We start from the raw sequence: 3,019 nt of genomic DNA on the forward strand, positions 1-3,019 counted from the left end.
ACCTCCCTGACCCACTACATCCCCAACGATAAGCTGGTCTACTACTACCGGGACCGGCAGCTGGGCACCTTCTATGTCCAGAGCGTGGACCGGGTGGGAAAGCGGTCCTACCGGTTCAGCGTGCTCTCCGCCGTGGGGCTGCTTATGGGCAAAACCCACTATGGCGGCATGTACGACGGGCAGACAGCGGAGGAGATCATCCGGGAGATCTGTGCCGGTACAGGGGTGAGCGTCCAAATCAAGACCATCTTCCGGGACTACAGGCTCTATGGCTGGCTGCCCATCGCCACGGCCCGGGACAACCTGTCTCAGGTGCTCTTTGCCATCGGGGCGGCCCTCAAGACCTTGGCGGACGGCAGCCTGCGGGTCACCAGCCTCTATAGCGGCGTGGGCTGGGTGCGCAGCGGGGACCGCTGTTATACGGGCGGGTCGGTGGAATATGGCGCCCCGGTGGGGCGGGTCATCGTCACCGAGCACGTCTGGACGGCTGGGGGAGAGACCGGCGTCTCCCTCTTTGACGGCGCCGCCGGAGAGGGGGACATCATCCGCTTTGACCAGCCGGTCTATGACCTCAGGGCCAACGGCTTTACCATCCTGGAGAGCAACTGTAACTATGCCAAGCTGTCCGCCGGAACGGGGACCCTTACGGGCACCCGGTATCTGCACAACATGAGGGATGTGACCCGTGTGGTGACGGACAACGGCAGCGACGTGTCGGTGAAGGAGGCCTGGCTTGTCTCCCTGGTGAACGCGGTGGGGGTGGCGGAGCGGCTGGCGGACTGGTACGCCCATACCGAGACCATCCGGCAGGATACGGTATGGGCCGGCGAGCGGGCCGGGGACGTGATGCGGATCGCCCACCCCTACGGCGGAATGGCGGAGGTGTGCCTGACCAGTGCGGAGCTGGCCATGAGCGGCACGCTGAAGGCCCAGGAGACGGGGGTTGTGGGCTACCGGCCCAAGTCCCCCGAGAGCCAGACCTACTACGACTATGTGCAGGTGCTGACCGGCAGCGGGGTCTGGACCGTGCCGGAGGGCGTCACCAGCGTGACGGTGGTGCTCATTGGCCCCGGAACCGGCGGGAGCGGCGGACAGCCAGGCTCTCCAGGCGGGGCGTATGGTTACGGCAGTTATGCGGTTGGATCGGAAACGGTACACTACTTGACCGCCGGCCTGCCGGGAGACGGTGGCGAGCCGGGCACCCCGGGAACGCCTGGCAAGGTGTTCCAGACCACGCTGTCTGTGACGCCGGGCCAGCAGATCCCCTATCTCTGCCCGGACGGCGGAGCGGGAGGCGGACCGTCATCGGCGGGCCAGCAGGCCCAGCCCACCACATTCGGGGCGCTCAGCTCCGCCAGCGGCTCGGTTTTGGAGGGGGGCTACATTGACCCGGTCCATCACGTTGCCTACGCCCAGCCGGGACGGCCCGGCGTAAAGGGCGGAAGGGGGTCCGGCGCCACCAGTACGGGGCAGGACTGGCAGGTGGACCCTGGCGAAAGTGTGTTGTACCAGGGACGTTCTTTTTCCCCCGGCGCACGGGGCGTCGGAAATCAGGGTAACGCCGGCGGCGGATTTGGCGGAGGACCGGCGGCGGGCAGCAACGGCAGCAACGGATGGGACGCGCCCCCGGCAACCGGCAGATATGCCCAGGTGGGCCGGGGCGGCGATGGCGCGGGACCGGTCACGCCGGAGCAAAACACCCAGATCGGAGGGGGCGGTCATGCCGGGCATGGAGGAGGCGGCGCCGGTGGCCAGGGCGGCGGCTCCAACGCGGCGGACGGCTATCTGCTGAAAAATGAGCCCGGCACGCCGGGACCGGGCGGAACCGCCGGAAAGGGCGGCATAGGCGGGATTCTGCTCTATTACCGGAAACCAGCCGTGGTAAAGTCCGGCCGGTTTTGGGGCCGGGGACGGCAGCCCTTTTTTGTAAACGGGAAAAGGATCTTTGTGGTGTGAAAGGAGTCTGAAATGGGGCAGAGCGTGGAACAGGCGGTGCTGCTGGCCAGGGGATGGAGCGGGACACAGGCCCCCTACAGGCAGACGGTGCCTGTGAGCATCGTACAAAGTAAGACGGTGGACGGATATGTGGGCCTGTCCGATGGGATCACCTCAGAGCAGTGGTACGCGGCGGCCATGGCGCGGCTGCGCAAGACGGATCAGGGCGGGGGCACGGTCACCATCGTGGCGGACGGCGTGCTGCCGTCGGTGGATATCCCCATCACCGTCACGTTGTCCGGCCTGGAGCGGCTGGAGGACCTGGAGGAGCGGATGGACTACCTGGAGGACGCCGTCCAGGGGGATGGCGGGTATGTGAGCAAGTACGGCGGGGAAGAGATCGACACGCTGCTGGACAGGGTAGCGGCGCAGACAGGAGGGATTTAGGCGTTATGGCGCTTCTCAGTGAATTTCCAATCGCAGGGCCAAATGGTCCACCTGGCCCTGTGGGACCACCTGGTCCTGTTGGTCCGCCCGGCCCTGTTGGCCCCAGCGGGGACGGCTCCGGTGACATGGTGGCAGCGGTCTATGATCCGACGGGGCAGAGACGAGATATCTTTGCGGCTTTGTTGAATAAGGCGGATAGATATCCAGTGCTGGACATACCGGACGGTGCATCTACTCCAGCAGATTATCCCCAAGGGTTGAGTATAGTAAACGGCGATGGTGGTGTTTATTTAACCGTCGTAGGTCTTAATCAATGGCGAGTATTACAGTTTTATGGGGCCGAAAATGAAGGGTTATACTATCGGGTCAATAATAGCGGCCAGCCGGTGGGCTGGACGAGCCTGCTTAAAGTAGCCACAGCAACCCCGCCGGAGGAGTCCGATTTGCCCTTAGTGGATGGATGGACAAATGTAGACAGGTCTACCTACTTCAAGATGCAAAATAATGTTGTAGTGCTTACTTTAAGCGCACAGTACATTAGTGGTACGGTTACGGGTGAGAACCATGTTGCCACATTACCAGAAGGCTATCGTCCGAAAGAAACTATCCCAGCACTTTGCGGGATAGGCGGGTTAGG

Annotated in this window: 2 protein-coding genes and 1 pseudogene; all 3 read left to right on the forward strand. The window is 63.7% G+C overall.

Annotated features, from left to right (window positions below; genetic code table 11):
* A pseudogene (locus tag Q0J75_RS12330) lies at positions 1-1,956 on the forward strand (hypothetical protein); the annotation flags it as partial.
* A 12-nt stretch (positions 1,957-1,968) separates the two neighbouring features.
* The gene (locus Q0J75_RS12335; protein ID WP_297201786.1) at positions 1,969-2,382 is read left to right on the forward strand and encodes a hypothetical protein; all 414 of its coding nucleotides are present in this window, start codon (positions 1,969-1,971) and stop codon (positions 2,380-2,382) included.
* A 125-nt stretch (positions 2,383-2,507) separates the two neighbouring features.
* The coding region (locus Q0J75_RS12340) for a hypothetical protein (protein ID WP_297201789.1) at positions 2,508-3,019 on the forward strand (512 nt) is incomplete at its 3' end.

The organism is uncultured Flavonifractor sp. (assembly GCF_944385615.1).
Classification (GTDB): Bacteria; Bacillota; Clostridia; order Oscillospirales; family Oscillospiraceae; genus Flavonifractor.

Bases quoted from the DNA above. Each gene is read 5' to 3' on its own strand.
- Q0J75_RS12335 (WP_297201786.1), top strand. From the start codon at position 1,969: ATGGGGCAGAGCGTGGAACAGGCGGTGCTGCTGGCCAGGGGATGGAGC.